The organism is Micromonospora sp. NPDC000316, assembly GCF_042898885.1.
GTDB lineage: Bacteria > Actinomycetota > Actinomycetes > Mycobacteriales > Micromonosporaceae > Micromonospora.
The window spans coordinates 311,669-337,299 of sequence record NZ_JBIAZG010000003.1; the positions used below are offsets into that span (position 1 = coordinate 311,669).

Here is a 25,631-nt window from a genome sequence, read left to right on the forward strand (position 1 = left end):
TGTACCCAACCTGTACCCAAGATCAGTAGTGATCCTGTTGGTGCAGGTCAGAGCCTTGATCAGGCTCAGCAGTCGTAGTACATGGCGAACTCGTGCGGGGTCGGGCGCAGACGCACCGGGTCGACCTCGTTGGCGCGCTTCCACTCGACCCAGGTGGAGATCAGGTCGGGGGTGAAGACGCCACCGTCGAGCAGGTAGTCGTGGTCGGCCTCCAGCGAGTCGAGCACGGCGGACAGCGAGCCCGGCACCTGCTTGACGTCGCCCCACTCCTCCGGCGGGAGGTCGTAGAGGTCCTTGTCGATCGGCGTCGGCGGCTCGATCTTGCTCTTGATGCCGTCCAAGCCGGCCATCATCATCGCCGAGAAGGCGAGGTAGACGTTTGCCGACGGGTCCGGGACGCGGAACTCGACGCGCTTGGCCTTCGGGTTGCTGCCGGTCACCGGGATGCGGGTGCAGGCGGAGCGGTTGCGCTGCGAGTAGACCAGGTTGACAGGCGCCTCGAAGCCCGGCACCAGGCGGCGGTACGAGTTGACCGTCGGGTTGGTGAAGGCCAGCAGCGACGGCGCGTGGTGCAGCAGGCCACCGATGTACCAGCGGGCCATGTCGGACAGGCCCGCGTAGCCGGTCTCGTCGTAGAAGAGCGGCTCACCGTTGAGCCAGAGGCTCTGGTGGGTGTGCATGCCGGAGCCGTTGTCGCCGAAGAGCGGCTTGGGCATGAAGGTGGCGGTCTTGCCGTTGGCCCAGGCCTCGTTCTTCACGATGTACTTGAAGAGCTGGAGCTGGTCGGCGGCGTGCAGCAGCGTCGAGAACCTGTAGTTGATCTCGGACTGGCCGGCGGTGCCCACCTCGTGGTGCGAGCGCTCCACGGTGAAGCCACCGTCGACGAGCCGGCGCACGATCGAGTCACGCAGGTCGGCGTAGTGGTCGACCGGCGGCACGGGGAAGTAGCCGCCCTTGTACGCGGTCTTGTAACCGCGGTTGCCGCCCGCCTCTTCGCGGCCCGTGTTCCAGGCGCCCTCGATCGAGTCGATGTAGTAGAACGACTGGTGCGCCGACGTCTCGTGGCGGATCGAGTCGAAGATGTAGAACTCCGCCTCGGCACCGAAGTAGGCGGTGTCGGCGATGCCGCTCGCCGCCAGGTACGCCTCGGCCTTCTTAGCGACATTGCGCGGGTCGCGGGTGTAGGCCTCACGGGTGAACGGGTCGTGAATGAAGAAGTTGAGGGCGAGGGTCTTCTGCGCCCGGAACGGATCGATGAAAGCGGTGGCGACATCCGGGAGCAGGAGCATGTCCGACTCGTGGATCGCCTGGAAACCGCGAATCGACGAGCCGTCGAACGCGAGGCCGTCGGTGAAGAGGTCGTCGTTGACAGACTCGACCGGCAGGTTGAAGTGCTGCATCACGCCGGGCAGGTCACAGAATCGAACGTCGACGAACTTCACGTCCTCGTTCTTGAGGTATCGCAGCAGTTCCTCGGGATTGGCGAACACACATCCTCCTGGCACGTCCAACGGGGTGGCTAGGCTTTCGGCGACGCTATGGCCGGGGGGTTGCCCGGCCATGTCTCCTGTGTTTCTGCCGTGTTACGTCACTCCCGGAGCGTCAGCAACACTCCTGTTCACGCACTCAGTCCACGTGATTCACGGTACCGGCTGTGCCAGTGTAATGACATCTGATGCCAATAGCCCGATTCGGCACGCAGTGGTGGCGTCACTTGTAGGACTGATTCCTGACGCGGATACCCTTGATCACTGTGACCAATCCGCCCGCCCCGGCAGCGCCGGCCGACGACCCCACTTTCACCCCACCGACCCTGGGACGACGGTTCGGGGCGCTGATCATCGACTGGGTGCTCTGCCTCCTGGTGGCCAACATCTTCGCCGACCCGGTGCGCGACGGCTGGGCGCCGGTGCTGGTGCTGATCCTGGAGTACGCCATCTTCCTCGGTCTGTTCGCGCAGACGCCGGGCATGTACATCACGAAGATCCGCTGCGTGAACTGGCTCGACGGTGGGCGGATCGGGCTGCTCCGGGCGCTGGGCCGGGGAGTGCTGCTGGCCCTTGTCGTTCCCGCGCTGATCATGGACGAGCCCCGTCGCGGCCTGCACGACCGGCTCACCGGCTCGGTCATCGTCGCCGCGCCCCGACCCTGACCCTCGCGGGGCAGGGCCAGCGCCGCCTACAACGCACAGGAGCCGGGCCCGTGGTGGGTCCGGCTCCCAGGCACAGGGTGTACGTCGTGAGCGTCAGCGCCGCGACTGGCGGAACGAGCCGCCCGGGGGCCGCATGTTCTTCGGAATCGCGCCCTTGGGCATCTGCGGCCGCGCGGTGAGCGCCTTGAGCCGCTTGTCCAGCGCGTTGACGTCCTTGCCGCTGAGCGCGCGAGGCAGCCGCAGCAGCGTGGTCCGCAGCTTGCGGATCGGCAGCTCGCCCTCTTCCTGCCCGATCACGTAGTCGTGCAGGGGAGCGGAGCCGATCACCTTGGCCAGGCGCCGCTTCTCCTGCCCGAGCAGGCCGCGTACCCGCTGCGGGTTGCCCTCGGCCAGCAGGATCACGCCGGCCCGGCCGATCACCAGGTGGACCATGTCCATCTGGGTGGTCGAGCTGACGGCGGGGGTCACCCGCCAGTCGCCGCGCATGTTCTCCATGATCTGTGCCGCCGCGCCGGGCTGCCCCTCGGCGGCGTTCATCATCGCCTTGTTGGACCGCAGGTTCAGCACGATCAGCACCGCGAGCAGGATGAACATGATGCCGATCGGCAGCCAGATCCAGCTCCAGAGGATGACCGCGACCACGGTGAGGGCGAGGGGGATGAGCACCGCGGCGGCGACAAGTGGCGCGAACCACCGGTCCTGCTTGGCGGTGAACTTGAACACCATCCCGATCTGCTTCAGCCGCTGGCCGAACGAGACCTTCTCCTGGGGCTTTGCCATGCCGCAGAGTCTAGTGGTCGCCGTCGGCCCCGTTGATCCGCGTCCGGCTGAGTACCTTACGTCGCCTCAGGCACCCCGACCGGGCAGGTAAGGAGGGTGCGGCCGAGGAAGATGAGGCACTGTGCCCATGCCCGGCGGGGGCCTTCGCGCGAAGAGTCGTCAGCAGAAGGACGACGACGCTACGAAGGAGCCCGACATGTTCGGCAACGACTCACATTTCCTGCTCTCCCTGCACCGTACCCACGCCGCTGAGCTGCGCGCCGAGGCCGCCGCGGACCGACTCGCCCGGTCGGTGCGGGTCCGCACCGGCCGCACCTGGCTGGGCCGCCGCCAGCACGCTCGCCGCACCGGCGACGAGCGGCGATGACCGCGACCGTCGGGCCCGCGCCGCCCGATCAGGCGCGGCCCACCCCGCCGCACCGGCTGATCGGCCAAGCCGGCGGTCGGGCCGGTCATGGCATGCTCGACCCTGTGACCGTACGTGCCGCGAGTTCCGTTCTCATCGGGCGCCAGCGTGAGATCGCGGCGTTACGGGCCGCGCTGGGTCGCGCCCGCGCGGGCGAGCCGGCCACGGTCCTGGTCGGTGGTGAGGCGGGAGTGGGCAAGACCCGGCTGCTGGAGGAGTTCGCCGACTCGGCCACCGGCGGTGGAGCGCGGGTGCTGGTGGGCCAGTGCCTGGAGTTGGGTGAGGCGGGCCTGCCGTTCGCACCGTTCGCCGCCGCCCTACGGGCGGTGCTGCGGGCCGACGGTGCCGAGGTGTTCGCCGGTTACGAGGCGGACTTCGCCCGGCTGCTGCCGGAGCTGGGCCGTACTTCGTCAGCGCTTGCCGAGCCGAGCACCCGGCTGCTTACCGACGCCCCGCGCGGATACCTGTTCGACCTGGTCGCCGAGCTGTTCCAGCGGCTCGCCGACGCCCGTCCGCTGGTGCTGGTGATCGAGGACCTGCACTGGGCCGACCGTTCCACCCGGGATCTGATCGGTTTCCTGGTGCGGGCGGCCCGCCCGGGTCGGCTGCTGCTGGTCTGCACCTACCGCACGGACGAGTTGCAGCGCGGCCATCCGCTGCGACCGTTCCTTGCCGAACTGGATCGGGCGCGCGGCGTCGAGCGGATCGAGCTGGGCCGGCTGGACCGCGACGGCACCCGCGCGATCCTCGCCGACCTGCTCGGCGCCGAACCGGCCGCCCGTGCCGTCGACGACATCCACGACCGCACCCACGGCAACCCCTTCTTCATCGAGGAGCTGGCCGTGGCCGGCGACCCGCTCGGCTGCGCGGCGCTGCCCGAGACGCTGCGCGACCTGCTGCTGACCCGGGTGGACCGGCTGCCCGACCCGGCCCAGCGGGTGCTGCGGATCGCCGCAGCCGGCGGCACCCGGTTCGCCCACGACCTGCTCGCCGAGGTCGCGGAGCTGCCCGAGGGTGAGCTGGAGGACGCGTTGCGCGCCGCCGTCGCCGCGCAACTGGTGGTGGCCGACCCGGACGGTGACTACGAGTTCCGGCACGCGCTGGTCCGCGAGGCCGTCCACGACGAGCTGCTACCCGGCGAACATGCCCGGCTGCACGCCCGCTTCGCCGCCGCGATCGAGGCCCAGCCGCACCTGGTCGCCGCCGGGCGCGCCCCGGCCGAGATCGCCCACCACTGGTACGCCGCGCACCACCACTCGCGCGCACTTGTCTCCGCACGGGTCGCGGCCTGCGCGGCGGCCGACCGGTACGCGTACGCCGAGCAGCGCCGGTTGCTGGAGCGGGCGCTGGAGCTGTGGGAGCTGGTGCCCGACGCCGCCGACCTGCTCGGCATGGACCATCTGGCGCTGCTGGAGGAAACCCTGGCCGCCGCCGTCACGGCCGGTGACTTCAACCGGGCTCTCACGTTGACCCGGGCCGGTCTGGCCGAAGTGGACGCCGACGCGACACCGCTGCGCGCCGCCCGCCTGCTGGACCAGCGTGGCCGCCTGCTGGCGTTGCTCGGCAAGAGCGACGGCCGCCGGGAGCTGGGTGAGGCGTACCGGCTGGCGGCCGGCGGCCCGTTCGGGGTGGAGCGGGTCCGGCTGCTCGCCGACATCGCCGCCCACCTCGTCAAGATTGATCCTGAGCAGGCGGCCCGGGTGGCCGCCGAGGCGGGTACGGACGCCGAGGAGCTCGGCGAGGAGTTGGCCCTGCTGCCGGCGCGGATCGCCCTGCTCTGCCACGTCGAGCGGGAGCGCGGTCTGGCCGAGCTGGCCCGGGCCGAGGCGGTCGCCCGGGCGGCCGGGGACACGTCGGCGCTCGTGCTCGCCAAGGTGTTCCTGTCGGACGTGCTGTGCGAGCTGGGCCGCTATGGCGAGTCCGCCGAGGCGGCCGAGGCCGGGGTGGCCGAGGCGCGTCGGGTGGGGATCAGCCGCTCGACCGGGGCGTACCTGTTGTCCAACCAGGCCGAGGCGCTCATCGCCCTGGGCCGGTGGGACGAGGCCGAGGCGGTGTGCGCGGAGGCCGCCCGGATCGACCTGTCGGGCGTCACCGGGCTGCACTGGCTCCAGTTGGGCGCCGGGCTGCGGCTGGCCCGGGGGCACCCGGGCGCCGACGAACTGGTCGGCCGGGCACTGGCATTCCTAGGCCGGCCCTACCTCTGGCCGAACCACCGGCTGCCCCTGCACGAACTGGGCATAGAGGCGGCGTTGGCCGCCGACGACAAGGTCGAGGCGGTCCGGGCGGCCCGCGTCGCGCTTGCCGACGAGTGTCTGCCGCAACTGCCTCGCGAGGGCTGGCCGGTGCTGAGCGCCGCCGCGCGTACCGCCGCCCGGGTGGGTGACCGGGAGTTGGCCGTTGCCGTCGCCGCGCTCGCCGCCGGTCTGCCGGCGCGGCACCCGGCCGCGCGGGCGCACGCCGCCCAGGTCACCGCTCTGCTTGCCGTCGGTGACCAGCGGCTGCCGGCGTGGCGAGCGGCGGTGGCCGCGTGGCGCGCCGACGGGCAGCCGTACCCGCTCGGTCGGGCGTTACTCGCGCTGGCCGAGGCGGCTGCCGCAGCGGGCGAGCGGGACGAGGTGTCGGCCGCGGTCACCGAGGCCACCGAGATCGCCCGCCGGCTGGGTGCGACACCTCTTGCCGAGACGGCCGCGACCCTGGCGCGCCGGGTCGGCCTGCGCGGGGCGGGCCTGGCCGGGTCCGGCACCGACCTGCTGACCGCCCGGGAACGGGAGGTGCTGCTCCTGGTCGCCGAGGGGCACAGCAACAGCCAGATCGCCGGGCGGCTGTTCATCTCCCCGAAGACGGCAAGCGTGCACGTCTCCCGGATCATCGCCAAGCTGGGCGTGACCAACCGAGTCGAGGCAGCCGCCCTGGCCCACCGGCTGGGCCTGCTCGGCGAGCCCGCCGCGCCTCGCTGACCGGCCGCCCCGATCCGACGCGACCACTGGTGGCCGACAGGCGCGACGCGGCCCCGGGTCCTCAGGCGCGGGGCAGATAGATCCGCCAGCCGTCGGTGGCGACCAGGTCCAGGCTGTCGGGGGCCGCGCGGAGTTGCTCGTCGAGCCGGGCCGCCAGCGGCGACCCGGTCGGCGCCACCCAGGCCGGCGCCGCCGCGCGTTCGACCTCCCGGCGGTACGCGGGGTAGCGGTCGAAGCCGGGACGCAACGTGTCGTCGACGACGGCGCAGACCACGTCCTCCGCGCTGGCGAAGGTGAGCCGGTTGCAGGTCCAGTAGCCGGCCCGGACGTGTCGGACGCCGAGCTGACGCAGCGTGCTCACCAACTCGGCGTGCCGGGCCTCGGCGGCTCGGGTCGCAGGGGCGGTCTGCGCGGCCCGCCAGGTGGCGTGTGCGGCGGTGCCAAGCGTGGCGACGAGCACGACGAGCGCGACCGGCCGGGCCACCGTCCACCCCAGACCGCGACGGGCTGACGTCGCGCCGGGTCGGGCCGCTGTCCACAGCGGCCAGAGCAGGGCTGGCAGGGAGATGAGCAGGCAGGACAGGTAGCGCGAACTCTCCACAGGGGTGAGCCCGGAGGCGCTGCTCAGGGTGTACGCGGCGAGGGTCGCCGCCGCGGCCAGCACGAGGGCCAGCCGCGTCGCGGCGGCCGCCCGGGTTTCCGGGTCGGCCGGAGCGTTAGACGGTCGACGCAGCGCCCGCCAGGCCGTGACGGCGACGACGGCAAGCAGCACCGGCAGCGCCAACGCCCACCACAGTTGCCACGTGGCGCACGAACTGGGATCGCAGAAGCCCATGCCCAGCGGCGGCCCGAGCAGCAGCCCGCCGTGCAGCCGGTCGGCCCAGCCGGCACTGGCGTCCGCACCACCGGCGGCGAGCACCGCGTGCAGCGGGTTCCGGCCGGTGAGCAGACTGTGCAGCAGCAGTGGGGCCGCCCCCAGCACGGCTGCCGATCCGAGCAGCGCGCCGGCCCGTCCGCGCAGCTCCCGATGGCGGAAGCCGACGAGCACCGCCCCGGTCGCGAGGACGTACGGCATCACCAGCGGGTCGACCCAGACCATCAGGCCGGCCAGGAACCCCCAGGCCGCCCAGCGCGGGAGGCGCCACCCCGGCCGACCGGCGGCCAGGTCCACGGCGAGCAGGGCGAGCGTCACCCCTGCCGCGTTCATCTCGGGATAGCCGCCGCCGGCGATGAGCTGGTTCTTGACGATCCGGTCGGAGCCGAGAGCCAGCAGCGCCACCACCAGCAGGCCGAACCAGCGGTCCCCGGTCAGCCGCAGCGTCAAACGCCAGGCCAGCAGCAGGAACACCGCGTACAACGCCAGGGTGGGCAGCCGCAGGCCGAAAAGGGACGGCCCGCCGGCAAGCGCGAACACAGGCGCGGCGAGGTACGCCTCCAGCGTGCCCATGTACTGCTGGCCGTAGAACCAGACCGGGAAACCCTCGCCCCGGGAGATGTGCAACGCGGCCAACCCCATTGTGGCCTCGTCGCTGTTCGTCGGCGGCGTGGCGTGGCCCAGCAGCCAGAGCCGGTAACCGACCCCGGCGAGCAGGGCCAGGCCGGTGAGCCAGCCGGCCAGCCCGAGGCGTACGCCGGGCCGTGGACGCGGTCGACCCGCGTCGCGCGGCTGCTGGCGTACCCCGGCGGTCATCGCACGATCATGGCACTCGGACGCCGAACGGTCCGCGCGACGCCGCCGGTCGGGTCAGCCGGCGGCGACGACCGGGGTGGCGGCGCGGGCGTCGAGCGCCTGCTTGTAGAGCCGGCCGGCCCGGTACGACGAGCGCACCAGCGGCCCGCTCATCACCCCGGCGAAGCCGATCTCCTCGGCCTCATCGCGCAGCTCCACGAACTCCTCCGGCTTGACCCAGCGGGTCACCGGGTGGTGCCGGGGGGTGGGGCGCAGGTACTGCGTGATGGTGATCAGTTCGCAGCCCGCCTCGTGCAGGTCGCGCAGGGCCTGGGACACCTCGGCCCGCTCCTCGCCCATGCCCAGGATGAGGTTGCTCTTGGTGACCAGGCCGTCGGCGCGGGCCTGCCGGATCACGTCCAGCGAGCGGTCGTAGCGGAACGCCGGCCGGATGCGCTTGAAGATGCGCGGCACGGTCTCCACGTTGTGGGCCAGCACCTCCGGGCGGGAGCCGAAGACCTCGGCCAACTGCTCGGGGACGGCGTTGAAGTCCGGGATCAGCAGCTCGACGCCGCAGCCCGGCTGGAGGGCGTGGATCTGCCGGACGGTCTCGGCGTACAGCCAGGCACCGCCGTCGGGCAGGTCGTCGCGGGCGACACCGGTGATGGTGGCGTAGCGCAGCCCCATCGAGACCACCGACTCGGCGACCCGACGCGGCTCGTCGGCGTCGAACTCGGCAGGCTTTCCGGTGTCGATCTGGCAGAAGTCACAGCGCCTGGTGCACTGGTCGCCACCGATGAGGAAGGTGGCCTCGCGGTCTTCCCAGCACTCGTAGATGTTGGGGCAGCCGGCCTCCTGGCAGACGGTGTGCAGCCCTTCGCGCGACACGAGCCCGCGCAGCTGGGTGTACTCCGGACCCATCTTGGCCTTGACCTTGATCCATGGCGGTTTGCGCTCGATCGGCGTTTCGGCGTTGCGCGCCTCGATCCGCAGCAGCCGACGCCCCTCGGGGGCCGCTGTTGCGGTGCGCGCTGCCTGGCCGGTCGTCGGCGCGGAGTGCTCGATCGTCACGAAAACGAGCCTACGCCCGACGGCACCTGTCTATGCGCGCCAGGCGACCGGCGTCACGCCGCGGATGTTGTGACGCCCGACACCAGTCCGCCGGAAAACGGCGTCACACTCGGTGGGATCGGCCGCGCTGGCTGCCCGCTGGTGACCGTGCTGGCTGATCCTCGGCCGGACCGGCGCGGGTCAGGCGGTGCCGGTTCGCCTGCGCATGTGCACGGGTTGGCGTCTCGGGTTGCGGTTCGGCCCCCGGACGCCAATGCCGGGGTGGTTCGGCCGGACGCTTTGGAGCTGATGTCGTAGACGACTCAGCTCCAAAGCGTGCGGGACAAGCAGGTGATCAGTGCTTGGCGCGTCCGGTGGAGCCCTCGTCCCGGTCGCTCCGTGGCGTGGGTGCTCAGGCTGGGGGGCCGAGGAGGTCAGTGGCGGTGACCAGGGTCGACAGGCGACGCTCGACCACCGGCAGCACGTCGGCCACGGTGATCGGGCGGCCCAGTTCGGCGGTGAGCGAGGTGACGCCCGCGTCGCGGATGCCGCAGGGCACGATCCGGTCGAAGTACGTCAGGTCGCAGTCGCAGTTGATCGAAAAGCCGTGCAGGGTGACGCCCCGGGCGACCCGGATGCCGATGGCGGCCACCTTGCGGGCCGGGCCCCGGTCGTCCTCGGGCACCCAGACGCCGCTGCGCCCCTCGACCCGGCCGGCGGCCAGCCCGAACTCGGCGCACACGTCGATAAGCAGCTCTTCGGTGCGGCGGACGTAGGCGACCACGTCCACCGGGTCGGGCAACCGCAGGATCGGGTAGCCGACGAGCTGCCCCGGCCCGTGCCAAGTGATCTTGCCGCCGCGGTCCACGTCGACGACGGGCGTGCCGTCCATCGGTCGGTCCCAGGCTTCGGTGCGCTTGCCCGCGGTGTAGACGCTCGGGTGCTCCAGCAGCAGCACGGTGTCGCCGCGCTCGCCAGCCACCACGGACTCGTGCAGGCGACGCTGCTCGTCCCACGCGGCCTGGTAGTCGAGCAGGCCGGCACGGACGGCCGTCAGGCCGGAGGTCGTCGTTGTCACGCCCCTCAGCGTAGTCCCGTGCGCGGCGATGATCGCTGGTGAGCCGCCTCACCGCGACCGGTCAGGCGGGCGGGATGCGCCAGACCCATACGTCGTCGACCCGCTGCGGTTCGCCGAACAGTTCGGTGGCGGTACGCCGCACCGCCTCCTCGTCGACCTCGAACTTGGCGCCGTGCACCGCATCCGGCAGGATCACCGCCTCGATCTGCCAGTGCTGCAGGTCGGCCGCCACGTCCCGCCTCGTGCCGTCGGTGATGATCGGCACCAGCCCGGTGCGGCCGGCCTGGTCCATCAGCGCGCTCAGCGGTCGGGGCACCGGCCCGATCCGGCCGCGCCCGTCCGGCCCGCCGGGTCCGAGGAAGAACCCGCCCGGGATCGCGAACTCACCCTGCCGGTGCGACAGCGCGTACGCCTGCCAGCGTTGGCCGTCCGGATAGATGTCCACGGCCAGCGGCACCGGGGTCAGGACCCCGCCCGGCGAGACGTAATCCCGCCAGGTGCCGGACGTGATGAACTGCGGGATCGGCTCCCGTTCGCGGGTCAGCAGAGGCGTGGGCACCAGCGGCAGCAGGGCCACCACGAAACCGACAGACCAGGCCAGCTCCGCCGAGCGGTGCCGGGGCGGCGAGGCGCGCAGGTGGTCGAGCGTGTACGCCAGCAGCACCCCGATCACCGGGGCGACAACCAGCGCGAGGCGGGCGGGCAGCGCGGCGTTCACCACAGGCAACTGCCCGAGCAGGTCGAACGGCATCGGCAGGTCGGTCCGCCGCCCGTCGATCTTCGCGACCGGCCCGAACGAGAGCACCGTGAAGATCACCGCGACGACGCCCAGCGCCCAGAGGATCGCCCGCCGGCCGGCGTCGGCCCACCGCCACAGCGCGACGAAGCAGACCACTGTGAGCACCAGCAGGGGTATGCCGAAGAACGAGTTCTCCTCGGTCGGGTTCGGTGCCAGGGAGGTGCCCAACCCGACCTCGCCGGCAAGTGAGCGGCGGGGGAAGGCGGCGAACGCGGCGATGTCCTCGGAATGGATCACCGGGTCGAAGCCTGTGCCGTGGAACCGTTGCGGCCCGGCGAAGTGCAACCACAGCGGGTACGACAGCAGCACGCCGGCCACGACGGCGGTCACCCCGAGCCCGCGCAGGAAATTGGGCAGCGCGGCGCGGGCCTCGGCCCGGTTGGCCGGGTGCAGCGCCCAGACGGCGACGAACACCCCGAGCGCCAGCGCGGTGAAGAAGAGCCCCTCGGCGGCGATCGAGAAGGCCACCGCCACAAGCAGGCCGAGGATCACCCCGTCGCGGAGCCAGTGCCCCGACTTGCGCAGCGCGAACAGCCGCCAGATCAGCAGCGGCACCAGCCAGCCGGCGGTCCAGTTGAGGTGGGCGTTGGCATGCGACACCATGCCTGGGGAGTAGGCGATGAACAGGGCGCCGACCCCGGCGGCCAGCCGACTGCGCACCAGGTGCCGGGAGAACAGCCAGTACCAGGCCAGCGCGGTGGCGAACAGGTTCAGGGTGAGGATCACCAGGAACGTCGCCGGTGGCCCGATCAGGTACGTGAGCGGGGCGAACACCACCGCGTACACGGTGATCGAGGTGTTGACCGCGAGGTTCACGCCGTCCGGCACGTTGATCAGGTACGTGAAGAGCGGGTTGTCCCCGTGGGTGACCGCGTGCCCGCCGAAGGCCAGCAGCCACTCGAAGAGCGCCTGGTCGCTGGAGTTGACGGTGATGGCGCGCCCGTTCGGGTCCCGCCACAGGCCGCTTGTCACCCAGACGGCGAGCGCGAGCGCCACCAGCACGACGATCAGGTCCGCCCGGCGGTCCCGGACAGCAGGCGGCGGTGACGTGGGTGCGGGGCCGGTGGCCAGCGACGGGGAGGACGGCACGCAGCGGACGTTACCAACCGGACCTGGACGGGCCGGTCATACGTGCAAGGAGGGGACCCCTGTTATCGCCTGAGGTTGTGCGGGCTTGCGTGGCGGACAGGTCGGCGCTCCAGCGAACACAACGTCGGTCGTGAATGTGTGCGTGCGCCCCATGTCATGGCGGCGACACATCGTCGTAACGTCTCGGCAATTCGACCGTGACCCAGTTCACAGTCTGCCCCTTCAGGAGGCCGCCGTGCGCCGCTCCTCGTCCACCCTCACCCGGCTGATCGGCGCGGTCGCCGGGCTCGTCCTCGCCGCAGCGGGCGCGGTCGCCATCGCCGCGCCCGCCCAGGCCGCGACCCTCACCCAGGTCACCAGCTTCGGCTCCAACCCCGGCAACCTCAGCATGTACGCCTACCGGCCGGACAACCTGCCGGCCAACTCCCCGGCCGTGGTGCTGCTGCACGGATGCGTCCAGAACGCCTCCGGCTACTTCACGAACTCCGGCTGGCAAAAGTACGCAGACCTGTGGAAGTTCACCCTGATCGTCGCTCAGCAGCCCGCCGCCAACAACGCCAACTCCTGCTTCAACTTCTTCGAGGCGGGGGACACCGCCCGGGGCCAGGGCGAGGCGCTGTCGATCAAGCAGATGGTCGACCACGCCAAGACCAACTTCGGCGTGAACGCCTCACGGGTCTACGTCAGCGGCCTCTCCGCAGGCGGGGCGATGAGCGCGGTAATGCTCGCCACCTACCCGGACGTCTTCGCCGCCGGGTCGATCATCGCCGGCATCCCGTACCGCTGCGCCACAAGCATGGTCAACGCGTTCAGCTGCATGAACCCGGGCGCCGACAAGACCCCTGCCGCGTGGGGCGACCTGGTCCGTGGCGCGTACGCCGGCTACACCGGCCCGCGACCCCGGGTGAGCATCTGGCACGGCACCTCGGACACCACTGTCACCCCGCTCAACGGCACCGAGTCCCGCGACCAGTGGACCAACGTGCGGGGCGTCTCGCAGACCCCGACCAGCACCTCGTCGCTGCCCGCCAACACAAGCCTTGAGGTGTACGGCAACGACGACGTACGGCTCTACCGCATCTCCGGGATGGGCCACGGCACGCCCGTCGACCCGGGTTCCGGGGCCGACCAGTGCGGCACCGCGGCCGCCTACTTCCTGGACACCATCTGCTCGACGTACCGCGATGCGCTCTTCTTCGGCCTGAACGGCGGCGGCGCCACCCCGACCCCGACGGCCACGCCCACGGCCAGCCCCACCCCGACCGCAAGCCCCACCCGAACCCCGACCCCGACCCCGACGCCGACCCCGACCCCGACGGTGGCACCGACCTGCGTGACGGCGAGCAACTACGCGCACGTGGTGGCCGGTCGGGCCTACCAGTCCGGCGGCTACGCCTACGCGAACGGCTCCAACCAGCGAATGGGCCTCTACAACACCTTCTACACCAGCACCCTGAAGCAGACCGCCCCCAACAACTGGGTAATAGGCTGCTGACCCCTCCGGACCCTGCCTCCGGGCACTGACCCCGGGCACTGACCCCGGTCGATCATGAAGTTATTGCCACGACGCGCCGATGACGCGGGCAATAACTTCATGATCACCGGGGGAGGCCGGGCCGGGGGAGGCCGGGTTACGGCGTGAGGGCGGCTTGTAGGGCTTCGGGGAGGTTGGGGTGGTGGTACTCGTAGCCGGCGCGGGTCAGGACGCCGGGCAGGACTCGGGTGCTGGTGAGGGCCTCGTGGGAGAAGCCGCCGAGCGCCACCTTGAGCGCCAGCGCGGGGATCGGGATGATCGCCGGCCGGTGCAGTTGGCGGGCGAGTTCCCGGGTGAACTCGGCGTTCGTCACCGGGTTCGGCCCCACCACGTTCACCGGGCCGGCGATCTCGTCGTGGGTCAGCAGGAAGACCGTCGCGTCCAGCCAGTCGACCATGGAGATCCACGGTAGCCACTGCCGGCCGCTGCCCAGCCGACCGGCGATGCCCAGCCGGAACGGCAGCAGTTGCGGCTTGAGCAGCCCACCGTCACGGTGCAGGGGCAGGCCTGTACGCAGTCGCACCACGCGTACCCCGGCGTCCTCGGCTGGCCGGGTCGCGGCCTCCCACACACGGCAGACGTCGGCCAGGAAGCCCTCGCCGGCCGGCGCGTCCTCCTCGACCACCCGGTCGCCGGTGTCGCCGTACCAGCCGACGGCCGACGAGTTGAGCAGCGCCCGAGGGCGGTCGGCGGCGGGCAGCCCGGCGATCGTGGTCGCCAGCGTGCCGCTGGTGTCGACCCGGCTCGTGCGGATCAGCCGCCGGTAGTCGTCGTTCCAGCGCTTGTCGCCGACGCCCGCGCCGGCCAGGTTGATCACCGCGTCCGACTCGGCGACCACTGCCGGGTCGAGATGCCCGGCGGTCGGGTCCCACCGTCGCTCCTGCGGATCGCGCGGCTTCCGGCGCACCAGCCGGGTGATCGAATGCCCGTCGGCCGCGAGTCGGTCACCCAACCGGGTGCCGAGGAAGCCGGACGCGCCGGCCAGAAGGATCCGCATACCCCATCCTTACCCAGAACGTCGTCCACGGACGCGCCCCGCCCCCACCCCTCGCCGATCTTGCACTTTGTGTCGCCCTTCTGCCCAGAAAAGTCCGTTCCGCCGGGGCAGTAACTGCAAGATCGACGAGGGGTGGGGGTGGGGCTCAGTCCAGGGTTGTTAGGCGGGGTAGGAGCGGGGTTAGTGGATCGAGGGCGTCGGCGCGTACCACGTAGCGGGTGACGCCCCAGCGCCGTCGGTGCGCCGCCACCGCCGCGACGATCTCGTCCGGGCTGCCGATCAGCACGAATGGGCTGGCCAGCAGCTCGTCGACCCGCAGGCCGGTCTCCTCGGCGGTCTCCTCGGCGGCGGCCCGCGCGCCGTCGCCCACGGCCACCCGCTGCACCAACGCCTCCAACGCCGGTGGCTCGGCCCGGCCGGCCGCGCCGGCCGCGACGGCGGCCAACTGCGCGTCGAGCTGCGCGGCCCGCCAGCGCACGTCGTGGCTGTGGCCGTCAGCGAGGGTACGCCCGAAGCCGGTCAGCCCGACCACGTCGGCGTACGCCCCGGCCCAGCGCAGCAGCTCCGTATTGGCCGTGCCGACGGTCAGCGGAATGTCAGGCCGCACCGGGTGGGGCCGGTCCAGCCGCGCGGCACGCATCACCAGGTCGGGGGAGTCGACTGTGACCTCGTCGCCGGCCAGCAGCGCGCGTACCGCCTCGGCCACCGCGATGCAGCGGCGCACCCGGCCGGCGACGTCGGGGCGCTCCCGTCCGACCGCCCGCCACTCGGCCGGGGTGTGGCCGGCGCCGATGCCGAGCCGGGCCCGGCCGCCGGAGACCAGGTCGAGGGTGGCCACGTCGGTGGCGAGCAGGGCCGGCTCGCGGACGCCGGCGTTTGACACGTACGAGCCGAGCCCGAGGGTCGAGGTGACCGACGCGGCGGCGGCCAGCGCGACGAACGGCGCGGGCACACCGCCCGGGTGGTCGCCGACCAGCAGCGCGTCGAAGCCGGCGGACTCGGCCCGGCGGGCCAGGTCGCACCAACTGGCGGCGTCGGACGGGCTCGCCTGGACCGAGAAGGTGATCACGCGCCCAGCCTGCCCGAGCTGCGGCCGGGGAGGCCAGCGGTTCTGCCGAGGGGAGAAGGCGGCCCGGCGCGACAAGCGGCCCGGCGTGGGCTCAGTCCGGCGTGGGCTCAGCGCGTCGTGGGGTCGTCCGGCTCGCGGACGTCGTGCCAGTGGGCCCGCCAGGCGGCCTCGCTGGCCTCGTGGGTGGTCCGTTCCTGGAAGACGACGCGCCGCAGCGCGTGCCGTGAGTCCGACAGCGCCAGCACCTCGACCGCCACCAGGCCGACGCAGATCACTGTGGCGAGGGCGAGCGCGCCAAGCGCCGGCAGATGCTGGCCGATCGGCAGGGCCACCGCCAGGGTCACGATCACCCCGATGCGGGTCCAGGTGACGGTGTGCAGGGTGCGCAGCTGGAACAGCATGTTGACGGCGAAGTAGCAGATCAACCCCCCGAACAGCATCGGTACGGCGGGTCCGTGGATCCGTTGGGCAGGCCCGCCGGCCGGATCGGTGACCTGGTGCAGGATTTCCTCGCTGCCGATGGAGAAGAGGATGATCCCGGCGATCATCGGCAGGTAGAGATACGCGTACGCGTCCCGGGCCATCGCCACCCGAGGGCTGCCCTCGGCGGCGTGCAGCGCGATCCGGGCCGCCGGCCCGATGAAGTCGAAGTGCGCCCACCACAGGGCGGCGGTGAGCACGATGCCGAACGTGGCAGCCGTCACCGCCGGCCAGGTGACCGGCTTGCCGATCAGGTTGCCGCCCACGCCCGTGGAGATCACCGACTCACCCAGCGCGATGATCAGGATGAGGTCGTACCGCTCGGTCCAGTGCTCGGCGCTTGTCACCCCCCAGCCCCAGGTGCCCACGATGAAGCCGGTGGCGTACTGGACCACCACCACGGTGATCCACAGGCCGTCCCGGACCATCGCGGCCTGGTCCGGGTCGCCGATCAGCGGCGGGATCAGCGCGGCGGCCAGCAGCAGCAGGATGCTCACCACCAACTCCGGGGCGAAGCGGCGCAGTTGCCGGCGCTCCTGTGGGCTGTCCCGGACCACATGCTGATACAAGATCATGTGTACGCCGCGGACCACCACGTAGCTGACCGCCACCAGCATCGGGCCGGAGGCGCTCCCCTTCGGATCGCTGAACGCCTGCGGCAGCGCCAGCGCGAACGCGAACAGCGCCGCCATGGCGATCACCATGAGCACCGGGACGTAGCCCTCGCCCAGCCGGACCCGGGTGGCGACGAGGCTGTGCACCACCCAGCACCACCAGAGCACGGCGAGCACCAGGCCGGCGTGCAGCAGTTGCCGGCCGGAGATGTTCGCGGCGGTCGCGCGGGTGATGATGAAGAACGAGAAGACGAATACCAGGTCGAAGAAGACCTCGAACTTGTCGACCCGTGCGCCGGGGGCGATCGGGACAGCGGGTCCCAACTGCCCACGTCGCCGAAAGCCGCCCACGACCTCACTCTGGCAGCGTCCGGCCTGGTCGGAGGCCGAACGGGTCAGCCGGCGCGGTGCCGCAGACCGTCCATCAGCAGGTCGAGCAGCCGGTCGGCCTGAGCGGGCTCACCGGCGGCCAGGGAGATCCCGCTCAGGCTGGCCAGCACGTCGCCGGGATCGACGTCGGCCCGGACGGTGCCGGCCGTCGCGCCCGCCGCGAGCAGCGCGCCGAGCGCCTCCAGCAGCCGGTCCCGGCTCTGCGCGTACGGGTTTGCGCCGGAGGCGATCACCAGGCGCAGCGCGTCGGCCATGCCCCGCTTCGTGGCGAGGTAGTCGATGAACCGGGACATCCAGCCCCGCAGCGCCTGATCCGGTGGCAACCGCCTGAGCAGTTCCGGTGCGGCGTCACAGAGCTTGCCCAGTTCGTTGCGGTACGCCGCCTCGACCAGCGCCTCGCGGGTGGGGAAGTGGCGGTAGAGCGTGCCGATGCCCACGCCGGCCTCCCGGGCGATGGCGTCGAGCGTTACCTCCGGCCCGGGGCGGGAAAACGCCTGGACCGCGGCCTCCAGCAGTCGCCCGCGGTTGCGCAGCGCGTCCGCCCGTAACGGACGGGGGCCGGTTTCCGGCACCGTCTCCTCCTCGACTCATACGGACTCGATCGTCCTGGGCGTGCTCGCAGTGCCCCGAACTGGCAAGCGGAGGAGCCTCCGGTTAGTCTCGACCGTAGCGGAGGATCCTCCGCTTCCATCGTACTGGCAGGGCCTACCGGCCCGCCCCACCCGGACAAGGATGGACAATGACGACGAGCAACCCGATCACCACCCCGTTCACCCACGCCTCCACCGCCATGGACGTGATCCAGGGCGTGGACCTCGGCGGACGGCGGGCGATCGTCACCGGCGGGTCGTCCGGCATCGGCGTCGAGACCGCCCGTGCCCTGGCCAGCGCCGGCGCCCAGGTCACCCTGGCCGTGCGCAACACCGACGCCGGGCAACGCGCCGCCGACGACATCACCGCCACCACCGGCAACGACCAGGTCCTTGTCGCTCCGCTCGATCTCGCCGACCAGGGTTCGATCGCCGACTTCGTGGCCAACTGGGACGGTCCGCTGCACATCCTGGTCGACAACGCCGGCATCATGGCCGCGCCCCTGAGCCGGACCCCGCAGGGCTGGGAGATGCAGTTCGCCACCAACCACCTCGGGCACTTCGCGCTCGCCACCGGGCTGCGCAACGCCCTCGCCGCCGCCGACGGGGCCCGGATCGTCTCCGTCAGCTCCGCCGCCCACCTGCGCTCACCGGTGGTCTTCGACGACATCCAGTTCGACGGTCGGGAGTACGAGCCGTGGCAGGCGTACGGGCAGTCGAAGACGGCAAACGTGCTCTTCGCGGTCGAGGCGAGCCGCCGCTGGGCCGACGACGGCATCCTCGCCAACTCGCTCATGCCCGGCGCGATCAAGACAAACCTCCAGCGGTACGTCAGCGAGGAGGAGCTGAACCGGATGCGCTCCGGAAACGCGGCGGCCTGGAAGTCCGTCGAGCAGGGTGCCGCCACCTCGGTGCTTGTCGCCGCCTCGCCGCTGCTCGACGGGGTCGGCGGGCGCTACTTCGAGGACTGCCAGGAGGCCGGCCCGGCCAAGCCCGGTGAGCGGAGCGGCGTCGCCGAGTACGCGCTGGACCCGGAGGCCGCCGAACGGCTCTGGCAGGTCTCGACGGCCCTGCTGAAGGGCTGAGAGCCGGACCGCGGGCTCCCGCTCGTGCGAGTCGGCCCCGTGCGGCGGCCCTGACACTCGCGCGAGTCGGCCCCGTGCGGCGGCCCTGACACCAGCCGAACGAAGAGGCGCCCCGGTCTCGACGACCGGGGCGCCTCTCGGCGTTGCTACGGAGATCAGGCCAGGCCCAGCTCCGACTCGAAGTTGCCGGCCTCCAGCCGCTCCTTGACAGTGGTCAGGAAGCGGGCCGCGTCGGCGCCGTCGATCAGGCGGTGGTCGTACGACATGGCCAGGTAGACCATCGACCGGACAGCGATGACCTCGCCCAGATCCGGGTCGTTGACCACGACCGGACGCTTCACCACGGCACCCGTGCCGAGCATCGCCGACTGCGGCGACGGCACGATCGGGGTGTCGAAGAGCGCGCCCCGGCTGCCCGTGTTGGTGAGGGTGAAGGTCGCGCCGGCGAGTTCGTCCGGGCTGATCTTGTTGGTCCGGGTGCGCTCGGCCAGGTCGGCGACCCGCTTGGCGATGCCGCCCAGGTTGAGGTCACCGGCGTTGTGGATGACCGGCGTCAACAGGCCACGCTCGGTGTCCACGGCGATGCCGAGGTGCTCGGCCTCCGGGTAGGTGATCGTCCCGCCCTCAAGATCCATGCGGGCGTTGACGATCGGGTACGTCTGCAGCGCCTCGATCGCCGCGAGCGCGAAGAACGGCAGGAAGGACAGCTTCACGCCGTGCCGCTGCACGAAGGAGTCCTTCGCCTGGGCCCGCAGCTTCGCGATCCGGGTGACGTCCACCTCGACCACTGTGGTGAGCTGTGCCATCTCGTGCAGCGACTCGTGCAGCCGCGTGGCGATGGCCTTGCGGATCCGGGGGAGCTTCTCGGTGGTGCCCCGCTTGCCGCTCGGCTGCGGCTTCGCGGCCGGCTTCGCCGGAGCCGCCGACGGCGCGGCGGCCGGCTGGGCAGCGGCGGGAGTGGCCTTGGCGGCCTTGGCCTTCTCGGCCGCGTCGAGGACGTCCTGCTTGCGGATCCGGCCACCCACGCCGGTGCCGTTGAGCGAGGACAGGTCGACGCCGTGCTCGCCGGCCAGCTTGCGGACCAGCGGTGTGACGTAACCGGCGGCCTCGTCGCCGCCACCCTGCGCCGAGCGCTGCGGGGCGGCGGTCGGCGCGGACGGCTGCGCGGCCTGCTCGGTCTTCGCCGGCTGCGCCGAGGTCTCCGTCTCCGCGGCCGGCTCGTTGTACGACGTGCCCGGGGTCGGCTCCTCGACCTTCGGCTCCGGCTTCGGCTCAGCCTTCGGCGCGGCCTGCGCCTTGGGCTCGGGCTTCGGCTCGGGCTTCGCCTGCGCGGGGGCCCCGCCAGCGGCGCCAATGATCACCAGTTCGGCGCCGACGTCGGCCGTCTCGTCCTCGGCGACCTTGATCTCCAGAACGGTGCCGGCGACAGGTGACGGGATTTCGGTGTCCACCTTGTCGGTGGAGACCTCCAGCAGCGGCTCGTCCACCTCGACGGTGTCGCCGACCTGCTTGAGCCAGCGCGTGACCGTACCCTCGGTGACGCTCTCACCCAGGGCCGGCATCTTCACCGCGGTGCCCTCGCCCGACGACGCGGCGGCCGGAGCCGGCGCCTCGTCCTGGGCCGGGGCCTCGTCCTGCGCGACCTGGTCCGCGGTGCCCTCGGCGGCGGCCGTCGGCTCGGTGGCCGGCTCGACCGCCTCGGCCGGTGCCTGCTCCTGCGGGGCGGCCTCGCCGCCGCCGGTCGACTCGCCCTCACCGGCGATGACGGCCAGCTCGCTGCCGACCTCGGCGGTCTCGTCCTCACCGACCACGATCCGGCTCAGCACGCCCGCCGCGGGCGACGGGATCTCGGTGTCGACCTTGTCGGTGGAGACCTCGAGCAGGGGCTCGTCGACCTCGACCGTGTCGCCCTCCTGCTTGAGCCAGCGAGTGACGGTGCCCTCGGTGACGCTCTCACCGAGCCGGGGCATGGTGACCGATACCGGCATGTTCTCCAGACTCCTTCATTCCCCTTGGGGGATCCTCGCCCGTCGCCGGACGCCGCGGTTGTGGATGATCAGGCGTGCGCGTGCAGCGGCTTGCCGGCGAGGGCCAGGTGCGCCTCGCCCAATGCCTCGTTCTGGGTGGGGTGGGCGTGCACGAGCTGGGCGACCTCGGCCGGGTAGGCCTCCCAGTTGTAGATGAGCTGCGCCTCACCGATCAGCTCACCCACCCGGGCGCCGATCATGTGCACGCCGACGACGGGGCCATCCTCGACCCGGACCAGCTTCACGAAGCCGGAGGTCTTGAGGATCTGGCTCTTGCCGTTGCCAGCCAGGTTGTAGTTGTACGTCTTGATCTTGTCGGCGCCGTACTGCTCCTTGGCCTTCGCCTCGGTCAGACCGACCGACGCCAACTCCGGGTCGCAGTAGGTGACGCGCGGGATGCCGACCTCGTCGATCACGGCCGGGGTCTGCCCGGCGATCTCCTCGGCGACGAAGATGCCCTGCTGGAAGCCCCGGTGCGCGAGCTGGAGGCCGGGCACGATGTCGCCGACCGCGTAGACGTTCGGCACGCTTGTGCGCAGCCGCTCGTCGGTAAGCACGAAGCCGCGGTCCATCTTGACGCCCTGCTCCTCGTACCCGAGGTTTGCGGTGTTCGGGCCGCGACCGACGGCGACCAGCAGCAGCTCGGCCTCGACGGTCTCGCCGCCCTGGATCGTCAGCTTGACGCCGTTGTCGGTCTTCTCGACCTTCTCGAACGGCTTGCCGACCTTGAAGTTGATCTTCCGCTTGCGGAACGCCCGCTCCAGAGCCTTCGACGACTCCTCGTCCTCGGCGGCGACCAGTCGGGGCAGCGCCTCGACGATCGTCACGTCCACGCCGAAGGACTTCCACACGCTTGCGAACTCGACGCCGATCACGCCGCCACCGAGCACGATCACCGACGACGGCACCCGGTCCATGGTCAGCGCGTGGTCGCTTGTGATGATCCGCTCACCGTCGACCTCGAGGCCGGGCAGGCTCTTGGCGTACGAGCCGGAGGCCAGGACCACGTTGCGGCCGGTGTAGCGCTTGCCGTCCACCTCGACGACGTTCTTGCCGACCAGCTTGCCGTGGCCCTCGACGACGGTGATCGACTTGTTGCCCTTCAGCATGCCCTGGAGGCCCTTGTACAGGCGGGCGATCACGCCATCCTTGTACGCGTTGACGCCGGCCATGTCGATGCCGATCAGCTCGGCCTTGACACCGAACTGCTCCGACTCGCGGGCCTGGTCGGCGATCTCCGCCGCGTGCAGCAGGGCCTTCGTCGGGATGCAGCCGTTGTGCAGGCAGGTCCCGCCGAGCTTGCCCTTCTCGATCAGCGCCACCTTCAGGCCCAGCTGGACGGCGCGCAGCGCGGTCGCGTAGCCGCCGCTGCCACCTCCGAGAATGACAATGTCGAAGGTCGCTTCGTTCGGCTCGCTCACGTCCAACTCCCAGGTCGCGTCGCTGCATCGGGGGTCACGGGGTTGTAACACGGACACACCCCACCTCGGTCATCTTGTCACCACTGGGCACAGGGCGCGTACCGAGGTGCCCAACGACACGTCATCGACACGTACCCTTGGCACCGTTGTCGACGACGGGGCCTTGGGGGAGATGTTCGGTGGGCTTGTTCCGACGCCGCAAACAAAAGCGTGTGCCAAGCCACGACCGCGCGGCCGACCGTGGCGATCTTGAGCACCTCGAAACCTTCATCCGCAGCCGGCGCGGCGTCGAGGCGTACATCGAACCGCGCACGACGGTCACCGAGACCACAGTCATCCTGATCGCCGACGACGGGGAGTGGACCCGCCGGCGCATCGACGGCCCGGACGGCGCGCGGCGCTTCGCGTACCGGATGGGCATTCCGGTGTACGACGTCCGGCTGATGGGCTACCCGCAGCGGATGCGTGACTTCAACGAGCGCCGCAAGCGCCGCCCCAACCAGATGTAAGGAAGGGCACCTTATTAACGCCTCGCGTTAATAAGGTGCCCTTCCTTACATCTCTCAGCCGTTGGCGGCTACGTCCTCCACGAGCTGCACCAGGGTGCGGACCGGAACGCCAGTGCCGCCCTTGGTCCAGTAGCCGGTCGGCTCACCCGAGTGGTAGCCCGGCCCGGCGATGTCGATGTGCGCCCAGGCCACGCCGTCGGCCACGAACTCCCGCAGGAACACGCCGCCCTGCAACATGTGCCCGGCGCGGTCCATCCCGGCGTTTACCTGCGAGATGTCCGCCACGTCCGACTCCATGCCCTTGCGCACGTCGTCCGGCAGCGGCATCGGCCAGGCGGGCTCGCCGACCGCGTCGCCGACCGTCCGGACCCGCTCACACAGCTCCGGGGTGCCCATCACGCCGGCCATCTTCTTGCCGAGCGCGATCACCTGGCCGCCGGTGAGCGTGGACGTCTCGAACACGTAGTCGGTGCCGTCGGAGCAGGCACGGGCGATGGCGTCGCCCAGGACCATCCGGCCCTCGGCGTCGGTGTTGAGCACCTCCACCTTCTTGCCGTTGAACATGGTGATGACGTCGCCCGGCCGGTAGCTGCTGCCCGACGGCATGTTCTCGGCCATCGGCAGGTAGGCGCTTACCGCCACCGACGGCTTCAGCGCGGCGATCGCCAGCATGGCGGCGCCCACCGCGGCGGCGCCCGCCATGTCGGACTTCATCTCCCACATGCCCTGCGCCGGCTTGATCGAGATGCCGCCGGTGTCGAAGGTGATCCCCTTGCCGACCAGGGCGACCCGCTTGCCGTTGCCGGCGTCCTGCGGGGTGTAGGTGAGCTTCACCAGCCGCGGCGGAGCCTCCGAACCCTGGCCGACCGCGACGATGCCGCCGTACCCGCCAGCGACAAGCGCCGCCTCGTCGAGCACCTCGACGTCGAGACCCGCGTCCCGGGCGGCGGCGGCCACGGCGTCGGCGAACGACGGCGGACGCAGCTCGTTCGGTGCGGTGTTCACCCAGTCCCGGCTGAGCCGGACCGCGCCGGCCACGGCCTGCGCCCGGGTGATCTCCGCCTGGGCGCCCGCGTCGCTGGCGTCCGGCACGGTGATCAGCGCCTCGGCCACCGGCTCGCGGCGGGTCGGCTGTGGCCGGGTCTTGTAACCGGCGAACCGGTACCCGCCGAGCAGCGCCCCCTCGGCGACCGCGCGCAGCGCGGCCAGCGCGTCCGCGTCGTCCGGCAGCGGCATGGCCAGCGCCACCTTCGACGCGCCGGCCACGGCCCGGATCGCCGACCCGGCCGCGCGGCGCAGCGCCTCCGGCGCCGGGGCGGCGCCCGACGGCTCCGGGCCGAGCCCGACGGCGGCGACAAGCGGGGCGGTGACCGTCCCGAGCGTGGCCAGCTTGATCACTTCGCCCGGGGCGCCGGTCGCGCCGAGCAGCGCGAGCGTCTCGGTCAGCTTGCCGTCGAAGGCGGCGGCGATGCTCTCCGCGCCGCTGGCGAGCAGCAGGGTGCCGGCGAGGCCGCTGGTGGCGCCCTGCTCTCCGGTCTGGCTGTGCACGCCGATCACGATCGCGTCGACGGCGAGTTCCGCCGGGTCGGTGTCGACCAGGCTCAGGGTTGTGGTGCGGGGGGATGTCACTGAAGCTACTCCGGGCGGGCCGGGCCGGCCGCGACGTCGCGTACCGGCGGTGAAGGTCTCCGACGGAACCTACCCGCCGGACATCAGGGCTGTCCCGTCGATGACGCCGACGGGGTCGCCGCCGATGCTAACCAGCGGTGTTGTCCCCGGTAAGTTGCCACCCATGACCGACGTGACCTCCGCCGCCGCCGCGACCCGGCTGCGCCGATCCCCGCTGCACGAGCGGCACACCGCCGCCGGTGCCAAGTTCGCCCCCTTCGGGGGCTGGGAAATGCCATTGGAGTACGCCGGTGGCGGGGTGCTCAAGGAGCACAACGCGGTGCGTACCGCAGTGGGGGTCTTCGACGTGTCGCACCTGGGCAAGGCCCGGGTCACCGGGCCCGGCGCGGCCGATTTCGTCAACGCCTGCCTCAGCAACGACCTCGGCCGGATCGGGCCGGGTCGGGCGCAGTACACGCTCTGCTGCGACGACGCCACGGGCGGCGTGGTGGACGACATCATCGCCTACCTGTACGCCGACGATCACGTCTTCCTCATCCCGAACGCCGCCAACACGGCCGAGGTGGTGCGCCGGCTGCGCGCCGCCGCGCCGAAGGGGATCACGGTCACCGACGAGCACGAGGCGTACGCGGTGCTGGCCGTGCAGGGCCCCCGCTCGGGCGAGCTGCTGACAGCGCTCGGCCTGCCCACCGAGCACGGTTACATGAGCTTCTCCGCCGCCACCCTTGCCGACGTGGAGCTGACCGTCTGCCGCACCGGCTACACGGGCGAGCTGGGCTACGAGCTGGTGGTGCCGGCCGAGCACGCGGTGACTGTCTGGGACGCGCTCTTCGCCGCCGGTGAGAGCTTCGAGCTGCGCGCCTGCGGGCTTGCCGCACGGGACACGCTGCGCACCGAGATGGGCTACCCGCTGCACGGGCAGGACCTCTCGCTGGACATCACCCCGGTGCAGGCCCGCTCGGGCTGGGCGGTGGGCTGGGACAAGCCGGCGTTCTGGGGCCGCGACGCGCTGCTCGCCGAAAAGGCCGCCGGCCCTCGGCGTACGCTGCGCGGCCTGGTGGCCGTCGACCGGGCCATTCCCCGCCCCGGCATGACCCTGCACGTCGGCGACAAGCAGGTCGGCGAGGTGACAAGCGGCACGTTCAGCCCGACGAGGAAGCAGGGCATCGCACTGGCCCTGCTGGACACCGACGCCAACCTGGCCGACGGCGACGAGGTCGAGATCGACATCCGCGGCCGCAAGGCCCTCCTGACCCTGACCAAGCCCCCCTTCGTAAACCCGTCCGTGAAGTAGCCCAGCCCTTCG

20 protein-coding genes are annotated in these 25,631 nt (G+C 71.6%); 7 read left to right on the forward strand and 13 right to left on the reverse strand.

The window, feature by feature from the left end; genetic code table 11:
- Positions 1 to 65: 65 nt before the first annotated feature.
- Positions 66 to 1,490, reverse strand: coding sequence for a type I glutamate--ammonia ligase (gene glnA / locus ACFY2Q_RS09705; protein WP_357010745.1), 1,425 nt, complete (start codon positions 1,488 to 1,490; stop codon positions 66 to 68).
- A 263-nt stretch (positions 1,491 to 1,753) separates the two neighbouring features.
- On the opposite strand from glnA, the gene ACFY2Q_RS09710 reads away from it, so the two are divergent.
- On the forward strand, positions 1,754 to 2,152 hold the full coding sequence (locus ACFY2Q_RS09710; RefSeq protein ID WP_387128807.1) for an RDD family protein: 399 nt from the start codon (positions 1,754 to 1,756) through the stop codon (positions 2,150 to 2,152).
- A gap of 93 nt (positions 2,153 to 2,245) precedes the next feature.
- Here ACFY2Q_RS09710 and ACFY2Q_RS09715 read toward each other — a convergent pair whose 3' ends face one another.
- A complete protein-coding gene (locus ACFY2Q_RS09715) occupies positions 2,246 to 2,932 on the reverse strand; it encodes a DUF4191 domain-containing protein (protein ID WP_387128808.1) in 687 nt (228 codons plus the stop codon).
- Between the two features lie 196 nt (positions 2,933 to 3,128).
- Between ACFY2Q_RS09715 and ACFY2Q_RS09720 the strand changes: the two genes are divergently transcribed.
- Both ACFY2Q_RS09720 and ACFY2Q_RS09725 read left to right on the forward strand, forming a co-directional pair.
- A complete protein-coding gene (locus tag ACFY2Q_RS09720; RefSeq protein WP_387128809.1) occupies positions 3,129 to 3,299 on the forward strand; it encodes a hypothetical protein in 171 nt (56 codons plus the stop codon).
- On the forward strand, positions 3,296 to 6,295 hold the full coding sequence (locus ACFY2Q_RS09725) for an AAA family ATPase (protein WP_387128810.1): 3,000 nt from the start codon (positions 3,296 to 3,298) through the stop codon (positions 6,293 to 6,295). The genes ACFY2Q_RS09720 and ACFY2Q_RS09725 overlap by 4 nt, the downstream gene beginning before the upstream one ends.
- 61 nt (positions 6,296 to 6,356) lie before the next feature.
- On the opposite strand, the gene ACFY2Q_RS09730 is transcribed toward ACFY2Q_RS09725, so the two are convergent.
- The 4 genes from ACFY2Q_RS09730 to ACFY2Q_RS09745 all read right to left on the reverse strand — a co-directional run bounded on the left by ACFY2Q_RS09730 (position 6,357) and on the right by ACFY2Q_RS09745 (position 11,980).
- A complete protein-coding gene (locus tag ACFY2Q_RS09730) occupies positions 6,357 to 7,985 on the reverse strand; it encodes a hypothetical protein (protein WP_387128811.1) in 1,629 nt (542 codons plus the stop codon).
- A 54-nt stretch (positions 7,986 to 8,039) separates the two neighbouring features.
- Positions 8,040 to 9,035, reverse strand: coding sequence for a lipoyl synthase (gene lipA, locus ACFY2Q_RS09735; protein ID WP_387128812.1), 996 nt, complete (start codon positions 9,033 to 9,035; stop codon positions 8,040 to 8,042).
- A 391-nt stretch (positions 9,036 to 9,426) separates the two neighbouring features.
- Positions 9,427 to 10,092 carry a lipoyl(octanoyl) transferase LipB gene (gene lipB, locus ACFY2Q_RS09740; protein WP_387128813.1) on the reverse strand — a complete coding sequence of 222 codons (666 nt, stop codon included), beginning with the start codon at positions 10,090 to 10,092 and terminating at the stop codon, positions 9,427 to 9,429.
- A gap of 61 nt (positions 10,093 to 10,153) precedes the next feature.
- Entirely contained in the window at positions 10,154 to 11,980 is a 1,827-nt protein-coding gene (locus ACFY2Q_RS09745) for a DUF2079 domain-containing protein (RefSeq protein WP_387128814.1), read from the reverse strand.
- A gap of 235 nt (positions 11,981 to 12,215) precedes the next feature.
- Here ACFY2Q_RS09745 and ACFY2Q_RS09750 point away from each other — a divergent pair, with 235 nt between their 5' ends.
- The gene (locus tag ACFY2Q_RS09750; protein WP_387128815.1) at positions 12,216 to 13,475 is read left to right on the forward strand and encodes a PHB depolymerase family esterase; all 1,260 of its coding nucleotides are present in this window, start codon (positions 12,216 to 12,218) and stop codon (positions 13,473 to 13,475) included.
- A gap of 136 nt (positions 13,476 to 13,611) precedes the next feature.
- On the opposite strand, the gene ACFY2Q_RS09755 is transcribed toward ACFY2Q_RS09750, so the two are convergent.
- The 4 genes from ACFY2Q_RS09755 to ACFY2Q_RS09770 form a co-directional block, all read right to left on the reverse strand.
- Complete coding sequence (locus ACFY2Q_RS09755; protein WP_387128816.1) at positions 13,612 to 14,511, reverse strand: TIGR01777 family oxidoreductase; 900 nt, start codon at positions 14,509 to 14,511, stop codon at positions 13,612 to 13,614.
- Between the two features lie 145 nt (positions 14,512 to 14,656).
- Positions 14,657 to 15,580, reverse strand: coding sequence for an LLM class flavin-dependent oxidoreductase (locus ACFY2Q_RS09760; RefSeq protein WP_387128817.1), 924 nt, complete (start codon positions 15,578 to 15,580; stop codon positions 14,657 to 14,659).
- Positions 15,581 to 15,687: 107 nt separating this feature from the next.
- Complete coding sequence (locus tag ACFY2Q_RS09765; protein ID WP_387128818.1) at positions 15,688 to 17,025, reverse strand: low temperature requirement protein A; 1,338 nt, start codon at positions 17,023 to 17,025, stop codon at positions 15,688 to 15,690.
- A gap of 44 nt (positions 17,026 to 17,069) precedes the next feature.
- Positions 17,070 to 17,636, reverse strand: coding sequence for a TetR/AcrR family transcriptional regulator (locus tag ACFY2Q_RS09770; RefSeq protein ID WP_387128819.1), 567 nt, complete (start codon positions 17,634 to 17,636; stop codon positions 17,070 to 17,072).
- A gap of 167 nt (positions 17,637 to 17,803) precedes the next feature.
- Between ACFY2Q_RS09770 and ACFY2Q_RS09775 the strand changes: the two genes are divergently transcribed.
- The gene (locus tag ACFY2Q_RS09775) at positions 17,804 to 18,739 is read left to right on the forward strand and encodes an SDR family NAD(P)-dependent oxidoreductase (RefSeq protein WP_387128821.1); all 936 of its coding nucleotides are present in this window, start codon (positions 17,804 to 17,806) and stop codon (positions 18,737 to 18,739) included.
- Between the two features lie 155 nt (positions 18,740 to 18,894).
- Here ACFY2Q_RS09775 and sucB read toward each other — a convergent pair whose 3' ends face one another.
- A complete protein-coding gene (gene sucB / locus ACFY2Q_RS09780) occupies positions 18,895 to 20,727 on the reverse strand; it encodes a 2-oxoglutarate dehydrogenase, E2 component, dihydrolipoamide succinyltransferase (RefSeq protein ID WP_387128822.1) in 1,833 nt (610 codons plus the stop codon).
- Positions 20,728 to 20,795: 68 nt separating this feature from the next.
- The gene (gene lpdA, locus ACFY2Q_RS09785) at positions 20,796 to 22,187 is read right to left on the reverse strand and encodes a dihydrolipoyl dehydrogenase (protein ID WP_387128823.1); all 1,392 of its coding nucleotides are present in this window, start codon (positions 22,185 to 22,187) and stop codon (positions 20,796 to 20,798) included.
- Positions 22,188 to 22,366: 179 nt separating this feature from the next.
- Here lpdA and ACFY2Q_RS09790 point away from each other — a divergent pair, with 179 nt between their 5' ends.
- Entirely contained in the window at positions 22,367 to 22,696 is a 330-nt protein-coding gene (locus ACFY2Q_RS09790) for a hypothetical protein (protein ID WP_387128824.1), read from the forward strand.
- 54 nt (positions 22,697 to 22,750) lie between these two features.
- On the opposite strand, the gene ACFY2Q_RS09795 is transcribed toward ACFY2Q_RS09790, so the two are convergent.
- Positions 22,751 to 24,325, reverse strand: a complete 1,575-nt coding sequence (locus ACFY2Q_RS09795; RefSeq protein ID WP_387128825.1) for a leucyl aminopeptidase — start codon at positions 24,323 to 24,325, stop codon at positions 22,751 to 22,753.
- A 163-nt stretch (positions 24,326 to 24,488) separates the two neighbouring features.
- On the opposite strand from ACFY2Q_RS09795, the gene gcvT reads away from it, so the two are divergent.
- Positions 24,489 to 25,619, forward strand: coding sequence for a glycine cleavage system aminomethyltransferase GcvT (gcvT, locus tag ACFY2Q_RS09800; protein ID WP_387128826.1), 1,131 nt, complete (start codon positions 24,489 to 24,491; stop codon positions 25,617 to 25,619).
- Positions 25,620 to 25,631: the final 12 nt, after the last annotated feature.